This is a genomic window from Rhizobium sp. PP-F2F-G48 (assembly GCF_004342335.1).
Lineage (GTDB): Bacteria > Pseudomonadota > Alphaproteobacteria > Rhizobiales > Rhizobiaceae > Ferranicluibacter.
In genome coordinates, this window is the sequence record NZ_SLVH01000002.1 from 262,863 (window position 1) to 285,827 (window position 22,965).

21 protein-coding genes and 1 tRNA gene are annotated in these 22,965 nt (G+C 62.7%); 15 read left to right on the forward strand and 7 right to left on the reverse strand.

Annotated features, from left to right (window positions below):
* The first annotated feature begins 36 nt into the window (after nt 1-36).
* Nucleotides 37-112, forward strand: a tRNA-Thr gene (locus C8J36_RS05875).
* 375 nt (nt 113-487) lie between these two features.
* The gene (locus C8J36_RS05880; RefSeq protein ID WP_132533375.1) at nt 488-718 is read left to right on the forward strand and encodes a hypothetical protein; all 231 of its coding nucleotides are present in this window, start codon (nt 488-490) and stop codon (nt 716-718) included.
* 117 nt (nt 719-835) lie between these two features.
* Here the strand turns inward: C8J36_RS05880 and C8J36_RS05885 are convergent, their stop codons facing one another.
* A complete protein-coding gene (locus tag C8J36_RS05885) occupies nt 836-1,303 on the reverse strand; it encodes a hypothetical protein (RefSeq protein WP_132533377.1) in 468 nt (155 codons plus the stop codon).
* Nucleotides 1,304-1,865: 562 nt separating this feature from the next.
* Between C8J36_RS05885 and C8J36_RS05890 the strand changes: the two genes are divergently transcribed.
* Nucleotides 1,866-2,156 carry a hypothetical protein gene (locus tag C8J36_RS05890; protein WP_132533379.1) on the forward strand — a complete coding sequence of 97 codons (291 nt, stop codon included), beginning with the start codon at nt 1,866-1,868 and terminating at the stop codon, nt 2,154-2,156.
* An 88-nt stretch (nt 2,157-2,244) separates the two neighbouring features.
* Here C8J36_RS05890 and C8J36_RS05895 read toward each other — a convergent pair whose 3' ends face one another.
* Nucleotides 2,245-2,448, reverse strand: a complete 204-nt coding sequence (locus tag C8J36_RS05895) for a DUF4287 domain-containing protein (protein ID WP_132533381.1) — start codon at nt 2,446-2,448, stop codon at nt 2,245-2,247.
* Nucleotides 2,449-2,716: 268 nt separating this feature from the next.
* Nucleotides 2,717-3,121, reverse strand: a complete 405-nt coding sequence (locus tag C8J36_RS05900) for a host attachment protein (RefSeq protein ID WP_062596589.1) — start codon at nt 3,119-3,121, stop codon at nt 2,717-2,719.
* Nucleotides 3,122-3,406: 285 nt separating this feature from the next.
* Here C8J36_RS05900 and C8J36_RS05905 point away from each other — a divergent pair, with 285 nt between their 5' ends.
* From C8J36_RS05905 to C8J36_RS05940, 8 genes are all read left to right on the forward strand, one after another.
* Nucleotides 3,407-4,561 carry an ABC transporter substrate-binding protein gene (locus C8J36_RS05905; RefSeq protein ID WP_132533383.1) on the forward strand — a complete coding sequence of 385 codons (1,155 nt, stop codon included), beginning with the start codon at nt 3,407-3,409 and terminating at the stop codon, nt 4,559-4,561.
* A gap of 115 nt (nt 4,562-4,676) precedes the next feature.
* Nucleotides 4,677-5,759, forward strand: a complete 1,083-nt coding sequence (locus C8J36_RS05910; RefSeq protein WP_207897454.1) for an iron ABC transporter permease — start codon at nt 4,677-4,679, stop codon at nt 5,757-5,759.
* Complete coding sequence (locus tag C8J36_RS05915) at nt 5,756-6,556, forward strand: ABC transporter ATP-binding protein (protein WP_132533387.1); 801 nt, start codon at nt 5,756-5,758, stop codon at nt 6,554-6,556. The genes C8J36_RS05910 and C8J36_RS05915 overlap by 4 nt, the downstream gene beginning before the upstream one ends.
* 75 nt (nt 6,557-6,631) lie before the next feature.
* Nucleotides 6,632-6,853: a hypothetical protein gene (locus C8J36_RS05920; RefSeq protein ID WP_062596593.1), complete on the forward strand. Its 222-nt coding sequence runs from the start codon at nt 6,632-6,634 to the stop codon at nt 6,851-6,853.
* A gap of 107 nt (nt 6,854-6,960) precedes the next feature.
* The gene (locus tag C8J36_RS05925) at nt 6,961-7,410 is read left to right on the forward strand and encodes a hypothetical protein (protein WP_132533389.1); all 450 of its coding nucleotides are present in this window, start codon (nt 6,961-6,963) and stop codon (nt 7,408-7,410) included.
* A 204-nt stretch (nt 7,411-7,614) separates the two neighbouring features.
* Nucleotides 7,615-8,478, forward strand: coding sequence for an SDR family oxidoreductase (locus tag C8J36_RS05930; protein WP_165914966.1), 864 nt, complete (start codon nt 7,615-7,617; stop codon nt 8,476-8,478).
* Nucleotides 8,479-8,746: 268 nt separating this feature from the next.
* A complete protein-coding gene (locus C8J36_RS05935) occupies nt 8,747-9,520 on the forward strand; it encodes an NAD kinase (RefSeq protein WP_062596595.1) in 774 nt (257 codons plus the stop codon).
* Between the two features lie 89 nt (nt 9,521-9,609).
* Nucleotides 9,610-10,110 (forward strand): hypothetical protein, encoded by a 501-nt coding sequence (locus C8J36_RS05940; RefSeq protein ID WP_132533391.1) that lies wholly within the window; start codon nt 9,610-9,612, stop codon nt 10,108-10,110.
* 59 nt (nt 10,111-10,169) lie between these two features.
* On the opposite strand, the gene prfB is transcribed toward C8J36_RS05940, so the two are convergent.
* From prfB to C8J36_RS05955, 3 genes are all read right to left on the reverse strand, one after another.
* A protein-coding gene (gene prfB / locus C8J36_RS05945; protein ID WP_132533393.1) for a peptide chain release factor 2 occupies nt 10,170-11,301 on the reverse strand; the annotation gives its coding sequence in 2 pieces (ribosomal slippage) (nt 10,170-11,231 and nt 11,233-11,301; 1,131 coding nt in all).
* Nucleotides 11,302-11,410: 109 nt separating this feature from the next.
* Nucleotides 11,411-13,864, reverse strand: coding sequence for a penicillin-binding protein 1A (locus C8J36_RS05950; RefSeq protein WP_062596598.1), 2,454 nt, complete (start codon nt 13,862-13,864; stop codon nt 11,411-11,413).
* Between the two features lie 453 nt (nt 13,865-14,317).
* Nucleotides 14,318-15,550: an N-acetylmuramoyl-L-alanine amidase gene (locus C8J36_RS05955; protein WP_132533923.1), complete on the reverse strand. Its 1,233-nt coding sequence runs from the start codon at nt 15,548-15,550 to the stop codon at nt 14,318-14,320.
* A gap of 832 nt (nt 15,551-16,382) precedes the next feature.
* Here C8J36_RS05955 and C8J36_RS05960 point away from each other — a divergent pair.
* Entirely contained in the window at nt 16,383-19,520 is a 3,138-nt protein-coding gene (locus tag C8J36_RS05960) for a ribonuclease E/G (RefSeq protein WP_165914967.1), read from the forward strand.
* A 173-nt stretch (nt 19,521-19,693) separates the two neighbouring features.
* Here C8J36_RS05960 and C8J36_RS05965 read toward each other — a convergent pair whose 3' ends face one another.
* Nucleotides 19,694-20,854: an aminotransferase class I/II-fold pyridoxal phosphate-dependent enzyme gene (locus C8J36_RS05965; RefSeq protein WP_132533395.1), complete on the reverse strand. Its 1,161-nt coding sequence runs from the start codon at nt 20,852-20,854 to the stop codon at nt 19,694-19,696.
* A 296-nt stretch (nt 20,855-21,150) separates the two neighbouring features.
* Between C8J36_RS05965 and C8J36_RS05970 the strand changes: the two genes are divergently transcribed.
* The 3 genes from C8J36_RS05970 to accB all read left to right on the forward strand — a co-directional run bounded on the left by C8J36_RS05970 (nt 21,151) and on the right by accB (nt 22,963).
* Nucleotides 21,151-21,918 (forward strand): DsbA family protein, encoded by a 768-nt coding sequence (locus C8J36_RS05970; RefSeq protein WP_062596600.1) that lies wholly within the window; start codon nt 21,151-21,153, stop codon nt 21,916-21,918.
* Between the two features lie 127 nt (nt 21,919-22,045).
* On the forward strand, nt 22,046-22,489 hold the full coding sequence (aroQ, locus tag C8J36_RS05975) for a type II 3-dehydroquinate dehydratase (protein ID WP_062596601.1): 444 nt from the start codon (nt 22,046-22,048) through the stop codon (nt 22,487-22,489).
* Between the two features lie 18 nt (nt 22,490-22,507).
* Nucleotides 22,508-22,963: an acetyl-CoA carboxylase biotin carboxyl carrier protein gene (gene accB / locus C8J36_RS05980; RefSeq protein ID WP_062596602.1), complete on the forward strand. Its 456-nt coding sequence runs from the start codon at nt 22,508-22,510 to the stop codon at nt 22,961-22,963.
* Nucleotides 22,964-22,965: the final 2 nt, after the last annotated feature.

Sequence of the window (22,965 nt, forward strand, 5' to 3'; positions counted from 1 at the left end):
TACACGCCGGAGGAATATGCTAATTCCTCCGCTGCTGCCCTTATAGCTCAGTTGGTAGAGCACCTGATTTGTAATCAGGGGGTCCCGGGTTCGAGTCCTGGTGGGGGCACCACAATTTCAGGCACTTAGGTCGCCTCGTCAGGGTAAGACACTGATCCTCAAAAGCCTCCGGGTGATAACCCCGATAGGATCTTGCCATGCGATTGGCTTTCTGGTTCTGACCCACACCGATTTCGGACGCGTCAAGATCGGTCCGTCCCCAAAGGGGTTCGACGGCCAAAAGGTGACGATAGCCGACATTCGACGGATGAAGGCGGAGGCCACAGCGGCCGTGGTGCCGGCAGCGCGAGACAGCGAAGATCACCATTGGCGTGCGACGCCATTGCAAACGGCTTGCCTTCAGCGCAGGGTAAATCTTCTGCAGCAGATTTCGCGGGCGCTGCCGCTTAAGGGCTAAACGCCTTGGCCCCAAATTGAGGAGGACGCCATGTCTTCCAAAAAGCCATCCATCCAGCATTCACACGTTTTCGCCATCGACGAATGGGGAGGCAAAGCTGCCTATCGAAGCCTGTCCCCGAGAAGTCATGAGACGTTCGATCATACTCTCTCGCCCTTGGCAGGGAGGCGCTACTTCAAAATGCGCCGGGTGCTGCTCGTCGTGGTGGAGTGCCTCATGCTCTTCGGATTGGCGATCGCCCTGTTGCTGGCCGTGATCTAGAACAGGGTTTCTGTCTTCGGTCCGGCCGTCGAGCCTCGTTCGCCGGACAGGCCGACGCCAGAAACGAAAAAGCCCCCTCACCGGTCAGGGCAAGGGGGTGCAGTTCACAGCAGATCATTACGGGGTGGCAACCAAAAGTGCGGCAGAGGTCGCTTCACCGTTGATGGTTTCGATCTCGTAGAGTGGGGCGCTTGAAAAATGATCCTGATCGCACCTGCTGACGATCGCGGATAGCATCGCCTGCGCCAGAGACGTGCGAAGCGACGTCGTGCTGTCAGAGCCCCGGGAAACCGAAACAGTCACCTTATCACCCTGAAGTCGTTGCACCCTCCAGACGAGGCCGTAGCTCGGGGCGCCTTCGAGAAGGTAATTTCGGCCACTGACAAAGAGCGCGCCGTTCCGGTTGCACGCGCCCAGTGCCGGGACGATCCCTCTTTCCATGATGGCGAGATCTTCAAGGGTCAAGCGCGCTCGAAGCTTCAAAAGCACCTGCTGGCTCTCTGTCACACGGAACTCTGCATTGGCGGAATGAAACCACAGCACGCACATGACGAAAGCCATCGAACTCCGGAAAATGAATATCATCAAAACCTCCCAAGTTACTGTCCTGACCCTTCCAGCGACAGCAACTTCACCGTGACCAATATCTTTTTAGATTTCTCCGCACGCAAACAGTCATACATATCTGGAGCGCGTTGTTGGCAAGATCGCAAAAAGACGTAGAGAACGCGGTTCTTCAGAAGAGTAGGTTTTAAGATCAAGCCGCCGCCATCCGGTGATTGCGGGCAAAGGGCGTCACGCTTGTTTCACGCGCAGGATCTATGAATCGGTGCTAATGCAGCGCTGTTTTGTAAGGATACTATTTTCAGCTGCCCGATCTGCAGGTGATATTTCGATCAAGAGCGCCCCGATCTGTTCCAAACAGGTCGAGGCTTTTCCTGATTCCAAGGGCGCGAAATTCGTCGCGGCGCGCTGGCCCGGACGTCGAAACGGCAGAAGCGGCAGCAGGATACGCCTTCTCTGCCTGCCACACTGCGCGAAAACACCACCGATTAGGTACGCTACGCCTGCACACTCAGGCTTTTGGCCGTATCGACATATAAGCGCGCCTTAAGATAGCGTCCTGAAAAATAGGACATGTATCGACGTGCAAGAACTTGAACCACATCGGCCAACAAGCCCCACCAGCCTGAATTACCGCATCGACGTTTTCCACCGGGGTCGGTATCTCGCGACATCGGTCATGGAGGCATCGGATCTGCGCCTGCTGCTTGACGTCAGCGGTCACCTGCACGTCGCCACCTTCGAGGCGTGGGTCGAAATCATCGTGATCGATGCGGATCAACCGCAATTCACCCTCGATGCGAAGGGCACCGTCACGTACCGTGTCACGCCGGTGGCGGAGCGGGCGACACACGATGGTCGCTCAATCCACTGAGATCGTCCGGCCTTGTGCCGGAGCCTCAGACAATGGCGAGGGTGTCGGCATCTGCTCTTGGCTCGAAGCGGGGACGCGCTTGATACAGCTACTCTTTGAGCGTATCGGCCACCAGCGCATTGGCGTGACCATGTCCGAGGCCGTGCTCAAGCTTGAGCCAAGCGACCAGTTCCATGTGCTTCTTCTCGCTTTGAGCGCGGATGAGGCTTTTCCACTCCGCGATCGGTCTTCCATATTTGGCTTCGATCGAAGGAAAATACGACGCAGGCCCCTTCACAGAATCTGTCGGCATGGAAACTCCCAGACGATGATCGCTTCAGATCATCACAATATCACGGAGGTCCGCCGTGTCACTCACGTTCCTGCCGCTCAGAACCGGCGATACGCCACCAACACTTCAGGGCGAACGTCGCAATTGCGGCGAGAGCGATTTGCACGACGGCGCGACGTAGACGATCGTCTCTGAGCCAGGCAGAATAGTGCCCAGACAATCGAAAAGCCCCATCGGCCAATCACGGCTGACGGAGCTTCTGCTTTTTAACCGTGTCTTCCCCACCCCCTCAGGCGGCGGTGATGGCTTTTTCGATATCCTGGATCGAGTGCCCGGTCAGGTCTTTATCCAGCTCTCCGACGATGACGTCCGACAGAGCCTTGTGATAGCCTTTTCGGAGCTCGCCAAGGGTGCGGGGTGCGGCGATGATCACCAGGTTTTTGATTTTTCCGTCCAGAACCTGCTTGTTCAGCAGATCAATCACGCCGGCGGAAAAGCCGTCTTCGTCCTGTTGCCCGTCGCTCGGGTTGGCCGCGCTGCTGGAATGGCGTCCGCCCGATGAAATTTTCGAGTCGTCGATATCCGGAGCCGGCATCGCCTTGAGTTGGATGCTGGATGGCTGGCCTTCGTTTTTGAACAAAGCAAGCTTCTTTCCATCCGCCACTGCGACGACTGCATTCTGAGGAAGATCCATGGAAAACTCCGTTGGGTATCACGCTTGGAACGACGGGTCTGTCGTTCGCATACCCGATAGAAGCCATCGAGCCGGCTTTTCGTTCCACCCGCGCAGGCGATGTAAGCCACCGATCCGAAGGTCCGGCGAAGCAGGACGGCCCGCAACAAACTTGATTGACGCGCTCATCTTTATCCTTTAGCAACGCCTGAACGACCATGAAACGCCAGATTGGTCGGGGCATGCATGGGGGTGCGTGCGGGAGGAAGACGGCATGAGAAACCGTTTTCGAAGGAATTCAAACCCATGCGCTTCCTCAGATCAGCCGTTTTGACGACGGCCTTTGTCGCATCCGCCTGGACAGGCCTTGCTGCCGGCACGGCCGCCGCCACCGATTATCCCCTCGTCGTAACCGACCTCTCCGGCCGCGAGATCACGATCCCCGCGGAACCCAAGCGCATCGTGGTGCAGGACGGGCGCGATCTCTTCGCGCTGGCGCTGCTCGATCGCGCGGACCCCTTTGCGCGTGTCGTGGCGTGGAACAACATTCTCTCCCGCTCCGACCCGGCGTCCTGGGCCGTGTTCCAGAAGCAGTGGCCGGAAAGCTCGGCAAAGCCGATCGACATGAAGTTCGGCGACGAGGGTCAGGTGAACCTCGAGCAGGTCGCCGCGACCAAGCCGGACCTCCTCGTGTTCCAGACGCGCGTGCGGCAGGCGCTCGACGATGCCGATCTCTTCAACCGGCTGGCGAAGCTCGGCATCCCGATCCTCCTGATCGACACCGAGCTCGAACCGACGGTCAATGCGCCGAAGACCGTCGATCTTCTGGGCAAAGTGCTGAACCGCGAAACGGAAGCCAAGGCCTTTACCGATTTCTACGCCGAGCGACTGGCGAAGATACAGGCCGGCTTTGCGGGCGCTGAAAAGCCCAAGGTCTTCGTGGAGGCCAAGGCCGGGCAGAAGGGCCTCGACTCCTGCTGCTTCACCCATGGCGACGTCTATTGGGGCAAGATCGTCGCGGACGCCGGCGGCATCAATCTGGGGACGCAGCTCGTCAAGGGGCGCACCGGCGACGTGACGACGGAAACGCTGATCGCCGAAAAGCCGGATGTTTTCCTCATGACCGGCTCGCCCTTCTCCAACGAAGGATCGGTCTCCCCCGCTTTCGGCCTGAACGCCGACAGGGCGGCCATCGAGACGTCCCTCAAGACATTGTCGGCGCGCAAGGGCTTCTCCTACATCAAGGCCGTGGAAGACAATCGTGTCGTCGGCCTCTACCACCAGCTCTATGCGAGCGCCTGGAACATCTACGCCGTCGAATACCTCGCCAAGGCCTTCTATCCCGACCGTTTTGCCGATCTCGATCCGGATGCCGATCTCGCCACCATCGTCGGGACCTTCACCGGGCTTCCCAAGGGCCTGACGCCGGTCTATGGCGCGAAGGCTGCGCCGACGAACTGATCGGCGACGACCGACAGACGACGACATGCCGACGGGCCGCATTCCGGCCCGTCTTCACAGGAGACGGCCCAAGAGCAGACACACCCTTGCGGGCCGAGACATGGCAGAGAACGATTTGGCATTCCCCCTGACGGAAACCGGACGACCGGACAGCGCCGAGGCCCATTACGGCGCCTCGGTGATGCGGCGCGTGCTGATCATTGCCGCCCTCGTCGTCGTGCTCGCCTGCGCTTTCATTGCCGACATCGCCATCGGCTCGGGAACGCTCTCGCCCGCTGACGTTGCGAACGTGCTTCTGTCACCCTCGACAGCCGATGCGAGCAGCCGGTTCGTCGTCTGGGAGCTGCGCATGCCGATGACGCTGATGGCGCTGGTCACGGGCGTCTCGCTGTCGCTCTCCGGCCTTCTCATGCAGACGATTCTCGACAATCCGCTGGCCGAGCCCTTCACGCTCGGCGTGTCCTCGGCCGCGGGTTTCGGCGCCGCTTTGTCGCTCGGCTTTTCCGTGTCGCTGACATCCGCCATGCCGTGGATGCCGCCCGAACTGCTGACCGCAGCCAACGCCTTTCTGTTCGGACTTCTTGCCACCGGCCTCGTCCTTGCGCTGACGCGCGGCGGCACCAGCGTCCAGGCCATCACGCTCCTGGGGATCGCGCTCCACTTCGTGTTCTCCTCCCTCCTGTCGCTCGTCCAGTACATGGCGAGCGTCGATCAGCTGCAGAGCATCGTCTTCTGGCTGATGGGCTCGCTGCAGCGCGCGACCTGGCTGAAAGTGTCGATCGCGGCCGGGCTTTGCGCCGTCGCCCTTCCGATCGTGCTCCTGAATGCCTGGGCCCTGACCACCATCCGCTCGTTCGGCGAAGAGGCGATCGTCTTCGGCGTGCGCGTCCGAGCGATCCGGATCATCATGCTGACGATCTCGGCACTGCTGGCGGGGGCTGTCACGGCCGTCGTCGGCATCATCGGGTTCATCGGACTGGTCGGCCCGCACGTGGCACGACTGCTGGTCGGCGAGGATCATCGCTTCACCATCGCCGCCACGGTGGCGGTCGGCGGCGTCTTCGCAGTCCTCGCCTCGCTTGCGACGAAGGTGATCGTCCCCGGCGCCGTGCTGCCGCTCAGCATGGTGACCTCGCTGACGGGGCTGCCCTTCTTCATCTTCCTTGTGCTGCGCCAGTCGCGGAGCACGGGCGCATGAGTTTCTCCGTCAAAGACTACGGCGTCACCATCGGCACCCGACCCGTGGTGCAGGATGTCTCCTTCGACGCGAAGGCCGGGCGGATACTGGCCATTCTCGGCCCGAACGGCGCCGGGAAATCGACGCTTCTGAAAGGCTTCTGCGGCATGCGGCATGCCAAGGGCGGCGTTCGGCTCGATCATGCCGATCTCCTCGCCCTGCGTCCGATCGAACGGGCCCGGCAGGTCGGCTATGTCGCGCAGGATCTGGCCCAGCTCGATGTCGCCCTCGATGTGTTCGAACTGCTGCTCTTGGCACAAAGCGGGGGACGACGCTCCTGGCGGGCACCGCCGGAGGCGTTTCGCCGTACCGAAGAGACGCTCGAGACCTTGGGGCTGTCGCGCTTTGCCCGGTGTCGCCCCGGCCAGCTCTCGGGCGGCGAGCGACAGATGATCGGCCTCGCGCTGGCACTGGTGCGCCGGCCACGCCTGCTTCTTCTCGACGAACCGACCTCCGCGCTCGATCTCGCCAACCAGTTGCAGATCCTCGATGCCGTCGCCGAGCACACCCGCCACCACGCGGTCGTCACGCTCGCCGTCCTGCACGACCTCAATCTCGCCACCCGCTACGCCGACGATGTCCTGCTGCTGAAAGACGGCCGCGTCCACGCATCCGGTGCGACCGACACGATCATGGATCCGGCGACGATCTGCGACGTCTACGGCGTGGAGTGTCATCCCCTGCCCGTTCCGGGAACGCGCTACACCGCCCTCTACCCCGTTGCCCGAGCACAGCGGATTCCTTCGCCGGCGCAATAGCGGCGCGTCGCCTGAACTCGCAAGCTTCGCTTCAGCCAAGGCGCTTAAGCTGACATTCGCAATTGGGAGAGACGAGTGGCATCGGACGATATCTGGCGGACAGCTTGGGCCATTGTTGCCGAGCATATGACACGGGGCGAGACGGACCCGACCAAGATGGTCGCGGACGGCATTCGGCGCGAGCGTGCGGGCTGGCTTGCCGCCCGGGATACGGCGATCGTGATCCGGACCGCAGAGCCACGACATGACGAGCGTCATGCCGATCGTCAGAGCGTTGAGCGGATCGGCACCAACTAGACATTGGGGCACGGGGCATGCCAGCGCCCTGCCTGCCGACATCGTCTCGCACTCTGGCGGCCCGCGCCGCATGGTGCCATCGGCTGCCACCTCTTTTCCCCGCATGAATGTCGATTTTCACGCACATCCTCTTGAAGGCTCACCCGTCGCTGGTAGGTTGCAGCAGCCGTGCGCTCGAGGCAGCGGCGGCTTTTGTGAACATCTCCATGGGGCATTGCATGATGAAATTGGGTGGACTGGGTGCCGTGTTGCTGGCTGCGGTCGTGATGTCCGGGTGCGCCCCGACAAAGCCGCAGTTCGACGTCGCTGTGGAAACGATGAAAGGCAGCAAGAAGGCGCGTGACAAGGTCACGACAGACTGCATTGCCAAGTTCAACAAAAAAGGCGTCGAGGGTGCCGCACTGGTGCTGGACGTGCCGGAGAGGGACGCCAAGCGGGTCGCGTGCCAGCGCATCGTCGCCGCCATGACGGATGGCCGCCTGAGTTACGAGGATCTCCAGGCCATGATGCGCGGCAAGCCGACCCCGAAGATCGTGCGGGTGATGCAGGGGCGCTGACGGCCGACACTCAAGACGGTCCGGTGAACGCCGCTTCACCGGACCGTCCGCCTTCGGCAGTCTTGCCCTGCGGCAATCCCGAAGCGGATACTGGCCCGGCTGCCGGCATCTTCGGCCCGCGCTGGTTGAGAGGGGATCGGAGGATCGTCGGGAACGTTGTGGGGATGTCCTCGTTAGCGTCGGAACGCTTCGAAGGAGACACCCATGTCCGATGCCAAAAGACCGACCCCACCCCATCCCGAACAGCAGCAGGCGCCTCCCGGCCTCACTCGGCTCATGGAGCCTTTGCCGGATCATGGCGAGAAGACCTATAAGGGCAACCATCTTTTGAGAGACAAGGTCGCGCTGATCACGGGCGGCGATTCGGGCATCGGGCGCGCGGTCGCCATTGCCTATGCCCGCGAAGGGGCCGACGTCGTCATCTCCTATCTCAATGAAGACGAGGATGCGGAGGAAACCGCCAAGTGGGTTCGCGAGGCCGGACGCAAATGCGTGGTGGTTCGCGGCGACATCCAGTCGGAAAGCCATTGCATCTCGCTGGTCGATCAGACGGTTCGCGAGCTTGGCCGCATCGACATTCTCGTCAACAATGCCGCATTTCAGCGCACCTATGCCGATATTGCCGATATCACGGCCGACGAGTGGGATACGACGTTCCGCACCAATATCTATGCCTCGTTCTTCCTGGCGAAAGCAGCGGTGCCGCACATGAAGCCCGGCAGCGCCATCGTGAACACGACGTCGATCCAGGCGAAACAACCCTCGCCGCAGCTTCTGGCCTATGCGTCGACCAAGGGCGCGATCCTCAATTTTACCGCGGGTCTCGCAGAGATGCTGGCGGAGAAGGGCATTCGCGTCAATGCCGTTGCGCCCGGCCCGATCTGGACGCCGCTCATCCCTTCGACCATGCCGCCGGAGAAGGCCGCCCAGTTCGGCAAGCAGACACTGCTCGGGCGTGCGGGCCAGCCGGCCGAACTTGCCGGTGCCTATGTGCTGCTCGCCTCCGAACTCGGCAGCTATATGACCGGTGCCGTGGTGCCGGTGACCGGCGGCGAGATCATGATCTAGCCGATTTGGAACCGTCCATACGGCAACGCGGTCATTGGCGCGTCCCTCCTTTCGACAGGACACCGCGTGCTTTCCGACGCGCGCGGTGTTTTCATATGCGCTCTTGAACACCACCTCGGACCACGATCATGCGCCTGCGCCGGCGCTCTCCGCCGCGGCTTTCTTTTCGCTATCCCTTTCATACAGCGAGATTTTATGCATGATGGCGCTCGGCCGGCCACGGCCCCGGTCGCCTCGGCGGCTTGTCCAGACAATGGCAAGGCACCCTATGCTACGCACCTTCGAGACGATCGCCTTTGCACCATCGCAGGCGGAAGAAGCGCAGAAAGCGGCAGCCGAGCTGACGGCCATCTATGGCAATGCGGACCCGGAAGCTGCAGACGTGATCGTGGCTCTCGGCGGCGATGGCTTCATGCTTCAGACGCTTCACCAGACGATGAACACCGGCAAGCTGGTCTACGGCATGAACCGCGGCTCGGTCGGATTCCTCATGAACCGCTACAGCACGGCGAACCTGCGGGAACGGCTCCAACATGCGGTTGAGAATGCGTTCCGGCCGCTCGAAATGCAGACACGCGACAGCGAAGGCCGCACCTTCAGCGCGCTCGCCATTAATGAGGTCTATCTCTTTCGGCAATCCTACCAGGCTGCAAAGCTGCGGATCACGGTCGATGGGCGGGTGCGTCTGGAAGAGCTGATCTGCGACGGCATCCTTCTCTCCACCCCTGCCGGATCGACCGCCTATAATCTCTCCGCCCACGGCCCTATCCTGCCGCTCGAGGCACCGCTGCTTGCGCTGACCCCCGTCAGCCCTTTTCGGCCCCGGCGCTGGCGCGGCGCCTTGCTGCCCAACAAGGTCACGGTCGAGATCGATATTCTGGAGACGGACAAGCGGCCGGTGAATGCCGTGGCCGACCATATCGAAGTCAAGTCGGTGGTGTCCGTCCGCATTGCCGAATCCGAGGAAATGACGGCGCGGATCCTATCGGATCCCGATTACTCCTGGTCCGACCGCATTCTCGCGGAGCAATTTTCCAACTGATTCGATTCGAGACCTTTTTTATGGCAGGCTTACAAAGTCGAGCGGAATCAGTTTTAGGGCGAGGTCGTCTGGTGATGCGAACGTGGAGGATGGTCCTGCTTGCCGGGACTGCGACCGTCTTTTCGGTCACGGCCTTGTCGGTCACGGCGCGGGCCGAGGATGTGCTTCCCGCAAACGTGACATTCGTTACCAGTTCCGGTTTCTGGGAAGACAGTGGAGACGTCTCGCGCAGCCCCGATCCGGGCGCAAAGGCGCCTGTCACGGCTGAGGCCGCGGGTTCCGCGCAGAAGGGCTACTACAAGCTGATCGCCTTGCGACAAGCCGACGGCACGGCGCATATCGTGCTTCAGCAGATCGCACTCGATCCCGCGGGCCCGCGGATCGTGTCTTCGACGGAACTGGACGAGTTTTCGAAGATGAAGGCCTTCGTGACCGACATTCGGCCGGAGACATCGGACGGCGTCACGCAGCAGCCCGGATTGTTCGCGACCGTCTATCTCCGCACCGATCCGGCCGCGACCGATGTCGAGACCTGGACCGTGCTGATCGACGAGTTCGGCGACATCCGCATCGAGCGCGAATCGAATTAGGCCTTCGTCATCGGGCCTGCGCGGCAAAAGCGGTCGCGCTTTCACGCGACCGCAGAGTTTCAGTTCAGATCGTCGACCGTTGCATCGGCGCCGCCGTTCACGCGGTGCGCGAGGGCTGCTTCCATGAAGTCGTTCAGTTCGCCGTCGAGCACGTCGGAGGGTGCCGTGCTTTCGACGCCGGTCCGCAGGTCCTTGACCAGCTGGTAGGGCTGGAGAACGTAGGAGCGGATCTGGTGACCCCAGCCGATCTCGGTCTTCGACGCAGCTTCCACATTGGCCGCTTCCTCGCGCTTTTTCAGCTCGGACTCGTACAGGCGTGCCCGCAGCATGTCCCAGGCCTTGGCCTTGTTCTTGTGCTGCGAACGCTCCTGCTGGCACTGAACCACGATGCCCGAGGGCATATGGGTGATGCGCACGGCGGAGTCGGTCGTGTTGACGTGCTGCCCACCAGCGCCGGACGAGCGATAGGTGTCGATGCGGCAGTCGCTCTCATTGATGTCGATCTGGATCGAGTCGTCCACCACCGGATAGACCCAGACGGAGGAGAACGAGGTGTGACGGCGGGCGTTGCTGTCATAGGGCGAGATACGGACGAGACGGTGCACGCCCGATTCCGTCTTCATCCAGCCATAGGCATTGTGGCCCTTGACGAGAAGCGTCGCGGACTTGATGCCCGCTTCTTCCCCGTCATGGATTTCCATGAGCTCGACCTTGTAGCCCTGACGTTCGGCCCAGCGGGTGTACATGCGCAGCAGCATATTCGCCCAGTCCTGGCTCTCGGTTCCGCCGGCGCCCGAATGCACTTCCAGATAGGTATCGTTGCTGTCGGCTTCGCCGGAGAGCATGGCTTCCACCTGGCGGCGGGCCGCTTCGGTGCGCAGCCCTTTCAGCGTCTCCTCGGCGTCGCGGATGATGTCCGCATCACCCTCTTCCTCACCGAGTTCAATGAGTTCGATGCTGTCCTTCAGTTGCTGCTCGAAGGCGCGCACGCTGCTGATGCCTTCGTCGAGCCCCTGGCGTTCGCGCATCAGCTTCTGGGCTTCCGCGGCGTCGTTCCACAAGCTCGGATCTTCCGCCTTGTTGTTCAACCAGTCCAGTCGTCTTACCGCCTGATCCCAGTCAAAGATGCCTCCTCAGCAGGCTTACGGCCTGCTTGATCTCGTCGACGATGTTCTCGATTTCGTTACGCATTGTCTCTTTTCTTCAATGTCTTGGTCGTGATCGTGCGGAAATGCCTGCCCGTGAAATAGCGACGCCCGCCGCCGATGTAAAGGCAGCGGGCGTTTGCAGATCGGGCTTGCTAGAACAGGCCGTTGGAACCGGAGGTCACCGCCTGGTTCGCCTGGGGCGAGGTCCGCAGGATCTCTTCCGGCGGCACATAGGCGTCGGCGCCACCGATGACCGAGAAGGTCGCGGCCGGGCCGGTGCCGGGCTTGAAGGCCTCGATGATCGTGTCAGGATCGCCTTCGGCCGCGGCCATGCCGGTCTTGCGGTCAACGGGCACGAGGCTCATGCCCTCCGGCGGAATGAACTTAGTCGGACGGGTTCCGGCAAGCGCTGCCTGCATGAATTCGTTGAACACGGGTGCTGCCAGGCTGCCGCCGGTGCCGCCACGCCCGAGCGGCGCGGGATTGTCGAAGCCGAGATAGAGGCCGGCGACGAGATCCGGCGTGAAACCGACGAACCAGGCGTCCTTCTCGTCGTTCGTCGTCCCGGTCTTGCCGGCGACAGGACGGTCGAGCGTGATCTTGCCGGCCGCGGTGCCCCGCTGCACGACGCCTTCCATCATCGAGGTGATCTGGTAAGCCGTCATCGGATCGAGCACCTGCTCGCGGTTATCGGTCAGGGTCGGCTCGTCCTGCTCCTGCCAATCGGCGGCATTGCAGGTTTCGCAGGTCCGCTCTTCATGGCGGAAGATGGTCTTGCCGTAACGGTCCTGGATACGGTCGATCAGCGACGGCTTGATCTGCTTGCCGCCATTGGCGATGACCGAATAGGCCGAAACCATGCGCATGACGGTGGTCTCTCCCGAACCGAGCGACATGGCGAGCACGGGCAGCATCTTGTCGTAGATGCCGAAGCGCTCGGCATATTCGGCGACGAGGTTCATGCCCATGTCGTTGGCCAGCCGCACCGTCATCAGGTTGCGCGACTTTTCGATGCCGAGGCGGAGAGTGGATGGGCCGGCCGAACCGCCGCCGTAGTTTTCCGGACGCCAGACCTGGCCGCCGGTCACGAGTTCGAACGGCGCGTCGAGAATGACGGAGGCCGGTGTGTAGCCATTGTCGAGCGCCGCCGCATAGACGAAGGGCTTGAAGGACGAACCCGGCTGGCGCATGGCCTGCGTTGCGCGATTGAACTCCGACTGGCCGTAGGAGAAGCCGCCGACCATGGCGAGAACGCGGCCGGTCTGCGGGTCCATGGCAACGAGGCCGCCCTGGACCTTCGGCGGCTGGCGCAACCGATAGTCGCCGTCCGTTTCCAGCGGCTGGACATAGATCACGTCGCCCGGGCCGACCACGCCTTCCGGCGAGCGCGCCGTGCGGCGATTTCCGTCGGTCGAGCGATAGGCCCACTGCATGTCCTTGGCCGAGATATGGCCCTTGATACGGTCGGGACCGACCTTGCCGGCGCCGTCCTTGGACGGCTGGATGCCGATATCAGCGCCCTTCTCGTCCACCGCGAGCACCACGGCGAGCTTCCATTCCGGCACGTCGGAAAGCGCTTCGAGCTTGCCAAGCGCAATGCCCCAGTCGCCGCCAATCTCGATGCTTTTCAGCGGACCGTGGAAACCGCGACGCTCGTCATAATTGACGAGACCATCCTGCAGAGCCTTGCGGGCTTCGACCTGGATTTTGGGGTCGAGAGACGTTCGGACGGAAAGGCCGCCTTCGTAAAGCGCATTGTCGCCATAGCGCTGGATGATCTGGCGGCGGACTTCCTCGGCGAAGTAGTCGGACGCGAAGAGGTGCGAGCCACCGCGGCGCACGGTGACGCCCAGCGGCTGGGTCTTCGCCTCGTCGCCATCGGCCCGCGTCACATAACCGTTCTCGACCATGCGATCGATCACCCAGTTGCGGCGCTCAAGCGCTGCGGCCTCGCGACGGAACGGATGATAATTGGAGGGGCCCTTCGGCAGAGCGGCGAGATAGGCCGTTTCGGCAATTGTCAGCTCGGTGACCGATTTGTCGAAATAGGTCAGGGCCGCACCGGCGATGCCATAGGAGTTCAGGCCGAAAAAGATCTCGTTCAGGTAGAGCTCGAGAATCCGATCCTTCGAATAGGCCTGCTCGATACGGAAGGACAGAACGGCTTCCTTGATCTTGCGGTCGATCGTCTGGTCGGCGGACAGAAGGAAGTTCTTGGCGACCTGTTGCGTGATGGTCGAGGCGCCGACCGGACGGCGGCCGGAGCCCATGTTCTGGACGTTGACGAGGATCGCGCGGCCGAGACCCATAAGATCGACGCCGGGATGCTGGTAGAAGTTCTTGTCTTCCGCCGAGATGAAGGCCGCCTTGACGCGGTCGGGAATAGCCTGGATCGGCAGATAGAGGCGCCGCTCGCGGGCATATTCCGCCATGAGTTCGCCATTGCCGGCGTGCACGCGGGTGGTCACGGGAGGCGCATAGCTCGCCAGCACCTCGTAATCCGGCAGGTCCTTGTTAAGATTGCCGAGATAAAGTGCCGCTGCCGCCGCCGCGATGAGGACGAGGAAGGCGCCGGCGCCGAAGAAGTATCCAATCAGTCTGATCATCGGTTGGCTACCGGTCCTTTGTCATCGCTATCGAATGAAAGGCAGCGTTGTCGCCGCATCTTTCTGCATGTCGTCATCACGGTGCAGGACACCGGCCCGGACGTTATCGCCGAGGGACTGCGAGCCCGGCTCGCATCCGTTTCGAGCCAAGGCGCAGCGGGGCACTCAACCCGGATCGAAGCCGCATGTCTGCGCAGCCCGTGCCCGATCTGCGGGCTTCCGCCGACAGACGCTCACGACCCTGCCCGCGATTCCCATATCGTCAAATTCCCCCTAGGGGATAGCGACGGGAATGTGAGGAAAATAGGGCTCCTGGCCGAGTTTACCCTGTTCCCCATGCGGAAGCCACCGCGTCTGTGGCCCGGGCGACACGAAATTCTGTCAGTCGTCCTGAATTTTCAGGTGGCTTCCGGTGTCCAAGGGTCATTTGGAAGCGCGCTGTGCCCGGAGCGGTCAGCCGCCGTCGGCCAGGGCGCCGCCGCGATAACGCCGCACGGCGGCAGCGATGCGCTCGGATACCTTCTTGCGCCAGGCCGGATCGACCAGCAGCTTCTCGTCCTCCTTGTTCGACATGAAGCCGAGTTCGAGCAGGATGGACGGCACATCCGCCGCCCGCAGCACCTGGAAGCCCGCGAAGCGGTGGGGATTGTTGATCAGGTTGATCTGCCCCTCGAAGGACGTGATGATCGAGCGGGCGAGATTGACGGAGAAGGCCTGGGTTTCCCGGCGCGTCAGGTCGATGAGGATATCCGCGACCTCGGCCGGCTCGTCCGCCAGCGGCACGCCGGCCAGCTGGTCCGACAGGTTCTCGCGTTCCGCCAGACTTGCCGCCAGATGGTCGGAAGCCTTGTCCGAGATCGTGTAGACGGTGGCGCCGCGGATATCGTGCTGCTTCAGCGTGTCGGCATGCAGCGAAATGAAAAGCTTTGCCTGTTTCTGACGGGCAATCAGCACGCGCTCCGAAAGCGAAAGGAACTCGTCGTCGTCGCGCGTCAGCACGGCCCGGATGCCGGGTTCGCGGTTGAGCGTTTCCGCGAGCTCCCTGGCGAAGGCGAGCGTCACCGCTTTCTCCTCCATCTTGGTATCGACGCCGACGGCGCCGGTATCGATACCACCATGGCCGGCATCGACAGCAATAACGAACGCGCCGGGGGCCGGGGCCGGTTCATCGACCCGCGCCGCCTTCGTCAATGCGACGCTGCCGGTCCATGTCTGTTCGGTCAGAAGCTGGGCGAAGCGCTTTTTGTCGATCCGCTCGGCATCCAGAACCAAGCGGAAGCTCTTGCCGCCATCATCGGTCTTCACGTCCGCGACGGTGATCTCGACCGGCTTCGTTGCCGTGAGGACGATGCGGGCGCTGCTGGCGCCCATGGCGCCGAAGCGAATGTCCTTGAAAAGACCCCTCGCCTGCGCGTCCTCCGGTTTGACGCCGAAAGAGGTTTCCGGAAGATCGACGATGACGCGGGGCGGATTGTCGACGTAATGGACGAAGATGTCCGGCTTGCGGTCGAAGTCGACGACGACGCGGGTCCGGGCGTCGTCACCTGCGATGCGCATGCCGTAGGCGAGAAGCGGCCCCTGCCCCGTGACAGGCTCCGCGCGAACGGGCCCGGCAACGCCCAGGATCAGGACGACGCCGACCAGCAGCGGTGACAGGCGAGAGAGCGACAGCAGGGACGATGCCATGCGCGGACGGGCTTGCCGATCGGCGCCGGCTTTCGCCGTCCTCGTCATCGTCGCCGTTTCCTGCCGTGACGTCACCGCCAAAATCATCCTCCCGGATCTCTCGTCAAGGTCGCGCGCGCGCAGCCCATCCAGCCCATGCTGCATCCCGGCAAAACCTGGACGGGAGGCCGATGCAACGCGACCGATCCGCATCCTTGCCGCACGAAGGTTAATCAAAACTTACCGCCGGGATTGCACGCCCGCGCCGCCCTCGAATGGCGCGACGCCGCTGCGTCAAAACGAGACAAGCAAATCCATCAATATTAAGGCGGAAGGGCTTTTCTCTTGCCATTGTGACATGAAAACCATAAACGTTGCAGAGGTAAAAAGTGTTGACGGGATAGATTCCACGACCGGGCAGCCAAGGGAGTAACCCTGGCGCCAGAGCATGATCGGGTAGCGGACTACGCGCTTCCGGCTGTCATGTCCTCGCAGCAAGCGTGTTTCATCCGCCGTCGCTTCACTTTTCATCGCATTCCGAATCGAGAACAATCCGGCGGTGGCCGGAAGATACGGTGTCTGACACCACGCCCCGCAAGGGGCACACTCATCGGGCCACAAGGCCTATGACTTTGGCATTCCTTGTTTGGTATCTCATGTCGACGCAGCAGGATCGGTCAGAAGCGGAAAGCGCCGGAAACGGAACGCTTGCCTCTGTCGTCCGGCTGTTTGCCCATGTCTGGTACCCATCGGGAATTTATCTATCCGGCGAACGCCGTGACCTGTGTGGGGGACCGCCTCCGGGACGTCCTTTTCCTGCCCTGTCACGCTCACGCCGAGGAGCACAACCTACATGGCAGAGAAAATGCTTATCGATGCGTCTCACGCTGAGGAGACGCGGGTCGTTGTCGTACGTGGCAACCGCATAGAAGAATTCGACTTCGAGTCGGAACACAAGAAACAGATTCGCGGCAACATCTACCTGGCGAAGGTCACGCGCGTCGAACCTTCGCTCCAGGCCGCATTCGTCGATTACGGCGGCAATCGCCACGGCTTCCTGGCCTTCGCCGAAATCCACCCCGACTACTACCAGATCCCGCTGGCAGACCGTCAGGCTCTTCTGCGCGCCGAGGCCGAAGACGCCCGCCGCGACGACGATATCGAGCATGTCGAGACCGGTACGGATCTCGACTCCGATGACGATGCGTCGGAAGACGAGGTCGTCAGCGTCGCGGACGATCTCTCGCCCGCAACCGCCGTCGAGGCCGCAGCCGAAGCCGAGACGCCGGTCGAAGCCCTTGCTGCGCCAACGGATACGGACGTCGCCGATGGCGCTGCCGCCGAGGCCGTCGAAGGCATCGCGGCAAGCGAGACGGCTGCCGAACAGGCCGTCGCCGAAGAAGCACCTAAGGCAAAGCCGAAGCGCGCCCGCCGCTCCAAGAAGGCGATCGCTGCCGAAGCCGCCGAGGCGGAAGCCACGGCCGAGAGCACAGCGACGTCCGACGATTCGACCTCGGACGAGACCGACGAAGGCCGCGGCCCGAACGGCGAAATGGCCGCGATGGTCGATGCCGATACGATTTCCGAGGCGCCCAGCCGCCGCCGCGGGCATGACGACGACGATGACGACGGTCATCACGAAGAAAAGGAAGTCATCGAATCGGTCGGTGCCGAAGATGCGATGGAAGAAGTGCCGGACCGCAAGGAACGCCGTCCGCGCAAGCAGTACCGCATCCAGGAAGTCATCAAGCGTCGCCAGATCCTGCTCGTTCAGGTGGCCAAGGAAGAACGCGGCAACAAGGGCGCGGCGCTCACCACCTATCTGTCGCTGGCCGGCCGCTACTCGGTTCTGATGCCGAACACGGCGCGTGGCGGTGGCATTTCCCGCAAGATCACCAACCTTCCGGACCGCAAGCGCCTGAAGGAGATTGCCCGCGCGCTCGACGTTCCCCAGGGCATGGGCGTCATCCTGCGCACGGCCGGTGCCAACCGCACCAAGGTCGAGGTCAAGCGCGACTTCGAGTATCTGATGCGTCTCTGGGAAAACGTCCGGACGCTGACGCTTGCCTCCACCGCACCCTGCCTCGTCTATGAGGAAGGCTCGTTGATCAAGCGGTCGATCCGCGACCTCTACAACAAGGACATCAGCGAGATCGTCGTTTCCGGCGAAGAAGGCTACCGCGAAGCGAAGGCCTTCATGAAGATGCTGATGCCGAGCCACGCCAAGGTGGTTCAGCCTTATCGCGACGTGCATCCGATCTTCTCGCGCTCCGGCATCGAAGCGCAGCTCGATCGCATGCTGCAGCCGCAGGTCACGTTGAAGTCCGGTGGCTACATCATCATCAACCAGACGGAAGCGCTGGTCGCGATCGACGTCAACTCGGGCCGTTCGACGCGCGAGCACTCGATCGAGGACACCGCGCTCCAGACGAACCTGGAAGCCGCCGAAGAGGTTGCCCGCCAGCTTCGCCTGCGCGACCTTGCCGGTCTCGTGGTGGTCGACTTCATCGACATGGAGGAGAAGCGCAACAACCGTTCGGTCGAAAAGCGTCTGAAGGATCACCTGAAGAACGATCGCGCCCGCATCCAGGTCGGCCGCATCTCGCATTTCGGCCTTCTGGAAATGTCGCGCCAGCGCATCCGCGCTTCGGTTCTCGAATCGACCACGCAGGTCTGCGCGCATTGCGCCGGTACCGGTGTCGTCCGCTCGCAGTCCTCCGTTGCCCTGCATGTCCTGCGCGGCGTCGAGGAATATCTCCTCAAGAACACGACGCATGACATCACCGTTCGTGCGACGCCGGAGATCGCGCTCTACCTGCTCAACTACAAGCGCTCGACGATCACCGATTTCGAGGCCCGCTTCGGTGTCGCTATCGTGGTGGAAGCGGATGCGCATGTCGGCGCGCTGCACTTTGCGATCGATCGCGGCGAGGCCGTCGAGAACCCGGTCAAGATCGATCAGATCCTGCAGTTCGAGGCCCCCATCGAAGACGAGGACGACGATATCGTCATCGAAGACGATATCGAGGACGACGAGGAACTGCTGGTCGAGGCGAAGCCCGAAAAGGCCGAGCGTCCGGACCGTGCCGAGCGCGAGACCGGCGACGACCAGAACGGGCGCAAGCGCAAGCGTCGTCGTCGCCGTCGTGGCGGGCGTGATGGCGATGCCGATGCGTCGGCCGACGCTGCAGGCTCCGATGTCGCATCCGACGAGGACGCCGACGAGGGTGACGACGAGGACGAGGCCGATGATGCCGTGTCCGCGGATCAGACCGAGGGCGCAAGCGGCGAAGATCGCCAGAAGCGCAAGCGCCGCCGTCGGGGCAAGCGCGGTGGTCGCCGCAACAAGGATGGCGAGATCGAAACCGGTTCGGACGAAGCTGCAATGGCGGATGCCGGCGATGCCGGTGCCAGCACCGACGCCCTCGCGCTCGCCGATGCTGTCAACGATGCAGGTGACACGGAAGAAGATGCGGTCGAAGACCAGGCCATCGCGGCGGAAGCCGACGTCCTGGCCGACGACGCGGTTGCTGAAACCGATGATCGCCGCGAAGCGCCGGCCGCTCCCAAGCGCAGCCGTCGCCGCCGCTCGCCACAGGATCTGGTGACGGATGTCGTCGTGCAGCCCGTAGCGGCCGAAGGTTCGACTGACGCGGCAGCCCAGGCTGCCGTCGAAGCTGCACCGGATGCCGTCGCAAGCGAAACGGCCCCCGCCTCTGAAGAGGCCCGCACCGAAGAGGCGTCCGCGTCTCTCGGCGAGAGCGACGAGGCCCATGTGGCAGTGGAAACCGCTGACGAAAGCCCTGTCGAAGCACCGCCGGAGATCCCGGACGACAAGACCTCGGACGACAGGCCTGCTCGCAACAACCGCAACATCGAGACGATCGCCAGCGAGCCGCTGGTCCGCTCGTCGGCAGCATCGACCGACGAGACGGCCGAAGAGCAGAAGCCCAAGAAGGGTGGCTGGTGGCAGAAGCGCGGTTTCCTATGATCCGCTGACGTTACGAACAAACACGAAAGGCCAGCCGGAGCGATCCGGCTGGCCTTTTTCGTTGAAGGGACGGTGGTGGCTGTCAGGGTCCGCGGCCCGGCGAGCGGGCCTCAGACATCGAATCAAGCGCCTTCCAATCCGAGTCAGCATCCGCCCGGAAACTGTTGCCAGTCCTAGCTTTTCAGCCAACCGGCCATGCGCTCGATCGCTGTCTCGATATCGGCCGGCGCACCGGCATAGGAGAACCGCATGGCCCGATGCCCTTCGATGGGATCGAAGTCACGGCCGGGTGTGGCTGCCACATCGATCTCGGCCAGCATGCGGTGGGCGAAGGCCATGCTGTCATTGGTGAAGCGGCCGGCATCGACATAGGCATAGAAGGCGCCATCCATCGGCGAGGCGATGGTGAAGCCGAGTTCCGGCAGGCGCTTCAGGAGAAGCGCGCGGTTGACGGCGTAGCTTTCCTTATAGACCTCCAGTTCGGCGGATGCGCCCAACGCGGCTTCTGCCGCGATCTGGGAGAGTTCCGGCGGCGAGATGTAGAGGCTCTGGGCGATGCGCTCGAAGCCGCGCACCTTGTCCTCCGGCAGCACCATCCAGCCGATCCGCCATCCGGTCATGCAGTAATATTTCGAGAAGGAGTTGATCACCACGGCGGCATCCGTCACGGCCAGCGCCGTCGTCTCTTCGCCGACGAAGGTGAGGCCGTGATAGATCTCGTCGGAGATGAAGGCGATGTCCTTGTCGGCACAGTAATCGGCAAGCGCCTGCAGTTGCGCGCGACCTGTCACCGTGCCGGTCGGGTTGGCCGGGCTTGCCAGCAGCACGCCACGGATCGGCCCTCCGGCCCGCTTTTCGGCCTCTGCCAGCCCCTGCGGCGTTAGCGTGAACCCGTTCGAGGCGTCGGCATCGACCTCGACGACGTCGAGGCCCAGTGCCGCAAGGATGTTGCGGTAGGCCGGATAGCCCGGCCGCGCGATCGCGACGCGGTCGCCCGGATCGAACAGAGCCAGAAAGGCAAGATTGAAGCCGGCCGACGATCCGGTGGTGACGGCGATGCGCCGGGGATCGACCGAGACATCGTAGTGCCGCCGATAGTGCTCTGCGATCGCCGTGCGCAAAGACAGGGTGCCGAGCGCATCCGTATAGCCGAGCCGCCCGTGCTCGAGGGCCGCGCGCGCCGCCTGCAGTGCCGCCTTCGGAGCGGGATGGCTCGGCTGCCCGACCGCCATGGAGATCACGGGGAAGCCCGCATCGCGCCGCCGGGTCGCTTCCGCCAGAATGTCCATGGCGTGGAAGGGCTCCACGGCGCTACGGTGGGAAAGCGTGGTCATGGCGGGATCCTCGTTGCCTTCATCGACCCGAGCCGCATGTAATGTGTACACGTCGAGACAGTCGGGCGGTCTTTAATCGTCAGATGGATTGCCCCAACCGAGCGGGCTTCACAAGAGCCGGGATCGCCGAGGAGGCAACAAGGCCTCGGCAAGGCACCCGGCAAGGCACAGACAAGGCACCGACAAGACGTCTCGCCTCGACCTTTTCTTGTCCCCCCGGCTTTCCATGTGCTATCGCACGGAGAGAGAAAGCCGGCATTTCCCGATGTCGGCAGCGCCATATCAGCGAGGACCGCATGACCATTTCCGTACGCCGACTGATCGCCGCATCGCTCCTGCTCGTCTCCACCACCTGCGTCTTCACGGCCCCTGCCATGGCGCTGGACGACAAGGAGAAAGCGGAATTCGGCGCCTTCATCCGCGAGTATCTGGTGGCCAATCCCGAGATCATGCTGGAGGTTCAGGAAGCACTGAAGGCAAAGCAGGCTTCCAAGGCGCAGCAGGTGGCCGAATCGGCGATTACGGCCAACAAGGACACGATCTTCAACTCGAAATATGATGTGTCGCTCGGCAATCCCAAGGGCGACGTCACCGTCGTCGAGTTTTACGACTACAATTGCGGCTACTGCAAACGCGCCCTGCCGGACATGCAGGCAATCCTCGAGGCCGACAAGAACGTCCGCTTTGTCCTGAAAGAACTGCCGATCCTCGGTCAGGAATCGCTCGACGCGCATCGTGTCAGCTCGGCCTTCCGCAAGCTGGCGCCGGAGAAATACGGCGATTTCCACACCGCGCTCCTCGGCGGCGAAGACCGCGCGACGGAGGAGACGGCCATCGCCGTGGCCGAACGCCTCGGCGTGAAGGAAGCCGACATCCGGGCCAAGATGGTGGATCCGAGCCAGGACGACGAGGTGCGGGAATCCTACACGCTCGCCAACGCGCTCGGCGTCACCGGCACGCCCTCCTACATCATCGGCAACGAGGCGATCTTCGGGGCTGTCGGCGCCGACGAACTGGCCGCCAAGATCGCCAATATGCGCAGCTGCGGCAAGACGGCCTGCTGACGGGAGACGCCTGCCTTGTGGACAAGGCCGGCGCAGGGCTCCAGCAGCCTTGCGCCGGGCCCAAAAGACTTTTTTTCGGTAGCCCAACCGTCTATAGCTTTCGGCACGACGCGAGGATGCTTGTGATATGCCAACGATTTTCGTCCTGAACGGTCCCAATCTCAATCTGTTGGGCAAGCGCGAGCCCGGCATCTATGGCGGCCAGACGCTCGCCGATATCGAAGCGATGTGCCTCGAAGAGGGCCGCAAGCTAGGCCTGACGATCGATTTCCGCCAGACCAACCATGAAGGCCTGCTGATCGACTGGTTTCACGAAGCCTCCGGCAGTGCCGCCGGCATCGCGGTCAATGCCGGTGCCTATACCCACACCTCAGTGGCCCTTCACGATGCCACGCGCGCCATCGGCATTCCCGTGGTCGAGCTTCATCTGTCGAATGTCCACGCCCGCGAGGAATTTCGCCACAAATCCCTGCTTGCTCCGGCAGCGAAAGGCGTCATCTGCGGGTTCGGCGCGCACAGTTACATTCTGGCGCTCAATGCGCTAAATACGCTCCTTCATACATCGAAATAAAAAGAACAAGAGGCTCTCATGGCTGACAAGAAGACCGGCATCGATCAGGCACTGATCCGCGATCTCGCCAATATCCTGAACGAGACCGACCTGACCGAGATCGAGATCGAGCAGGAAGACCTGCGTATCCGCGTCTCGCGCGCCGGCACGCCGCAATACGTCTCCGCCCCGATTCCGGCTGCCGCGCCCGTCGCGGTCGCGGCGTCGGCTGCCGCGCCGGATACCGCCGCCCGCATCTCCAAGAACGCGCTGACGGCGCCGATGGTCGGTACCGCCTATCTGTCGCCGGCGCCCGGCTCGCGTCCCTTCATCGAGATCGGCGCCACGGTAAAGGAGGGCCAGACGGTCCTGATCATCGAAGCCATGAAGACGATGAACCAGATCCCTGCGCCGCGGTCCGGCAAGGTCGTCGAGATCCTCGTGGAAGACGGCGCGCCGGTCGAATACGGCGAAGCGCTCGTGGTCATCGAGTAAGC

What these genes read in the sequence shown, in the direction of transcription:
- C8J36_RS05880 (WP_132533375.1), top strand. Translation starts at nt 488, where the DNA reads ATGTCTTCCAAAAAGCCATCCATCCAGCATTCACACGTTTTCGCCATC.
- C8J36_RS05885 (WP_132533377.1), bottom strand. Translation starts at nt 1,303, where the DNA reads ATGATATTCATTTTCCGGAGTTCGATGGCTTTCGTCATGTGCGTGCTG.
- C8J36_RS05895 (WP_132533381.1), bottom strand. Translation starts at nt 2,448, where the DNA reads ATGCCGACAGATTCTGTGAAGGGGCCTGCGTCGTATTTTCCTTCGATC.
- C8J36_RS05900 (WP_062596589.1), bottom strand. Translation starts at nt 3,121, where the DNA reads ATGGATCTTCCTCAGAATGCAGTCGTCGCAGTGGCGGATGGAAAGAAG.
- C8J36_RS05905 (WP_132533383.1), top strand. Translation starts at nt 3,407, where the DNA reads ATGCGCTTCCTCAGATCAGCCGTTTTGACGACGGCCTTTGTCGCATCC.
- C8J36_RS05915 (WP_132533387.1), top strand. Translation starts at nt 5,756, where the DNA reads ATGAGTTTCTCCGTCAAAGACTACGGCGTCACCATCGGCACCCGACCC.
- C8J36_RS05925 (WP_132533389.1), top strand. Translation starts at nt 6,961, where the DNA reads ATGTCGATTTTCACGCACATCCTCTTGAAGGCTCACCCGTCGCTGGTA.
- C8J36_RS05930 (WP_165914966.1), top strand. Translation starts at nt 7,615, where the DNA reads ATGTCCGATGCCAAAAGACCGACCCCACCCCATCCCGAACAGCAGCAG.
- C8J36_RS05935 (WP_062596595.1), top strand. Translation starts at nt 8,747, where the DNA reads ATGCTACGCACCTTCGAGACGATCGCCTTTGCACCATCGCAGGCGGAA.
- C8J36_RS05940 (WP_132533391.1), top strand. Translation starts at nt 9,610, where the DNA reads ATGGTCCTGCTTGCCGGGACTGCGACCGTCTTTTCGGTCACGGCCTTG.
- C8J36_RS05950 (WP_062596598.1), bottom strand. Translation starts at nt 13,864, where the DNA reads ATGATCAGACTGATTGGATACTTCTTCGGCGCCGGCGCCTTCCTCGTC.
- C8J36_RS05955 (WP_132533923.1), bottom strand. Translation starts at nt 15,550, where the DNA reads ATGGCATCGTCCCTGCTGTCGCTCTCTCGCCTGTCACCGCTGCTGGTC.
- C8J36_RS05960 (WP_165914967.1), top strand. Translation starts at nt 16,383, where the DNA reads ATGGCAGAGAAAATGCTTATCGATGCGTCTCACGCTGAGGAGACGCGG.
- C8J36_RS05965 (WP_132533395.1), bottom strand. Translation starts at nt 20,854, where the DNA reads ATGACCACGCTTTCCCACCGTAGCGCCGTGGAGCCCTTCCACGCCATG.
- C8J36_RS05970 (WP_062596600.1), top strand. Translation starts at nt 21,151, where the DNA reads ATGACCATTTCCGTACGCCGACTGATCGCCGCATCGCTCCTGCTCGTC.
- aroQ (WP_062596601.1), top strand. Translation starts at nt 22,046, where the DNA reads ATGCCAACGATTTTCGTCCTGAACGGTCCCAATCTCAATCTGTTGGGC.
- accB (WP_062596602.1), top strand. Translation starts at nt 22,508, where the DNA reads ATGGCTGACAAGAAGACCGGCATCGATCAGGCACTGATCCGCGATCTC.